Raw genomic sequence first — 2,620 nt, forward strand, 5'->3', positions numbered from 1 at the left:
TCTGCAGCGGCATGATCCAGTTCGCGAAACCGGAGAACAGCGGCGTCGCGAACATCAGCAGCATGATCGTGCCGTGCATCGTGAACGCCTGGTTGAACTGCTCGTTCGACATGATCTGCGTACCCGGACGGGCCAGCTCGGCGCGCATGAAGAGCGCCAGGAGTCCGCCGATGCAGAAGAAGATGAACGAGGTGACCAGGTAGAGCGTGCCGATCGTCTTGTGGTCCGTGGTGGTGAGCCACTTGATGACGACGCTACCCGGCTGCTTGGGCCGTACCGGCAGCTCGTCCTCGAAAGAGTCGTCTGCTGCCGCGGCACCCTGGGATTCGTTGAGGATGCTCACAGTTTGTTCGTCTCCGCATTCCTGGCCGGGTCCGTCTGCTCGATGCCTGCCGGCACGTAGCCCGTCTGACCCTTCTTCGCCAGCTCCTTCAGGTGCTGCTGGTAACGCTCGGGCGAGACGATCTTGACGTTGAAGAGCATTCGGGAGTGGTCGACGCCGCAGAGCTCGGCGCACTTACCCATGTAGGTGCCCTCCTTCTTCGGAGTCACCTCGAAGGCGTTGGTGTGGCCCGGAATGACGTCCTGCTTCATGAGGAACGGCACCACCCAGAAGGAGTGGATGACGTCACGCGAAGTCAGGATGAAACGGACCTTCTCACCCTTCGGCAGCCACAGGGTCGGGCCCGGGTTGCCGTTCTGCGGGTTCCTCGTACCGGGGATGCCCACGTCGTAGACGCCGTTGGCGCCCTTGGGGAAGTCCGCGCGGAACTTGTCGGGGATGGCGTCGAGCTCCTTGGGGACCTCGCTGCCCGCCGCGGGCGCGCCTTCCACGTTCTCGATGTAGTTGAAGCCCCAGCTCCACTGGTAGCCGACCACGTTGATGGTGTGGGCGGGCTTGGGGCTGAGCTCGATGAGCTTGGTCTCATCACGCGCGGTGAAGTAGAAGAGCACCGAGACGATGATGAGGGGGACCACTGTGTACAACGCCTCGATGGGCATGTTGTACCTGGTCTGCCGAGGTACCTCCACCTTGGTCCTGCTACGCCGGTGGAAGATGACGCTCCACAGGATCAGCCCCCAGACGAGGACACCCGTGGCGAGCGCTGCCGCCCACGAGCCCTGCCAGAGGGAGAGGATCCGAGGGGCCTCTTCCGTTACCGGTGTGGGCATTCCGAGGCGGGGAAAATCCTCCCAGTTGTATTCACAACCGGAGGCCGTCGCCAGGACCAGGCCCGCAGTCAGCACCTGCGCTGTCTCTTATACATGTGTATAAGAGACAGGCCCTGACGCGGGCAGGGGTTTGGATGTTTATGCGGACCAAACCCTACTGGACGCTATTTGGGGTCGCGCGGGGAGGGTGCCCAACGCGCCGCCCGTCACCCCGAAGGGGTGGAATCCGGGCTTCGGGCCGTCATCTGACGCCCCCTCTCCCCCCGTGCGGCGCGGGCCGCGCCCGAGCGCCGCCCGCGCGCGGGCTAGCGTGGCGGCGTGTCCTACTTCGATACCGCGTCCTCCGCACCCCTGCACCCCGTCGCACGCCAGGCGTTGCTCGCCTCCCTGGACGAGGGCTGGGCCGACCCGGCCCGGCTGTACCGCGAGGGGCGGCGGGCCGGGATGCTGCTGGACGCCGCGCGGGAGGCCGCGGCGGAGGCCGTCGGGTGCCGGCCGGACGAGCTCGTCTTCACGCCGTCGGGGACCCGGGCCGTCCACTCGGCCGTTTCCGGGGCTCTTTCCGGCCGTCGGCGTGTCGGACGCCATCTGGTGCTCTCGGCGGTCGAGCACTCGTCGGTCCTGCACGCCGCGGCGGCACTGGAGGCGGACGGCGGGTCGTCCACCGAGGTACCGGTGGACCGCACCGGGGCGGTGGACGCGTCGGAGTTCGGCCGGGCCCTGCGGGCGGACACCGCGCTGGCCTGCCTCCAGTCGGCCAACCACGAGGTGGGCACCGAGCAGCCGGTGGCCCGGACCGCGGAACTCTGCGCCGCCGCGGGCGTGCCCCTCCTGGTGGACGCGGCGCAGTCGCTGGGCTGGGGACCCGTGCCGGACGGCTGGTCGCTGCTGACCGCCAGCGCCCACAAGTGGGGCGGGCCGGCCGGTGTCGGGCTGCTCGCCGTGCGCAAGGGGGTCCGGTTCGCCCCCCAAGGCCCGGCCGACGAGCGGGAGTCGGGACGGGCGCCGGGCTTCGAGAACATCCCGGCGATCGTGGCGGCGGCGGCCTCGCTGCGCGCGGTACGCGCCGAGGCCGAGGACGAGGCGGTACGGCTGCGCGCCCTGGTGGACCGGATCCGCACCGAGGTGCCCCGGCTGGTGCCCGACGTGGAGGTGGTCGGCGATCCGCTGCGGCGACTGCCGCACCTGGTCACCTTCTCGTGTCTCTATGTCGACGGGGAGACCTTGCTCCACGAGCTGGATCGGGCTGATTTTTCCGTTTCGTCCGGCTCTTCCTGCACCAGCAGCACGCTGACGCCGAGTCACGTCCTCAGGGCGATGGGGGTGCTCACCGAGGGGAACGTCCGCGTCTCCCTGCCGGCCGGCACCTCCGGCGCGGAGGTCGACCGCTTCCTGGAGGTGCTGCCGGGCGTGGTGGCGGAGGTCCGGGAGCGGCTCGGCGCACCCG

General features: G+C 69.0%; 3 protein-coding genes. 1 reads left to right on the forward strand and 2 read right to left on the reverse strand.

Annotated features, from left to right (window positions below; translation table 11 throughout):
- Both IH13_RS0136205 and coxB read right to left on the reverse strand, forming a co-directional pair.
- The coding region (locus IH13_RS0136205; protein WP_031091419.1) for a cbb3-type cytochrome c oxidase subunit I at positions 1-343 on the reverse strand (343 nt) is incomplete at its 3' end.
- Entirely contained in the window at positions 340-1,248 is a 909-nt protein-coding gene (coxB, locus tag IH13_RS0136210) for an aa3-type cytochrome oxidase subunit II (protein WP_051836036.1), read from the reverse strand. The genes IH13_RS0136205 and coxB, both read right to left, overlap by 4 nt.
- Positions 1,249-1,491: 243 nt before the next feature.
- Here coxB and IH13_RS39540 point away from each other — a divergent pair.
- Positions 1,492-2,620, forward strand: a 1,129-nt coding sequence (locus IH13_RS39540) for a cysteine desulfurase family protein (RefSeq protein WP_031091423.1), incomplete at its 3' end; no start/stop codon positions are given.

It is taken from the genome of Streptomyces sp. NRRL WC-3549, assembly GCF_000721935.1.
Lineage (GTDB): Bacteria > Actinomycetota > Actinomycetes > Streptomycetales > Streptomycetaceae > Streptomyces.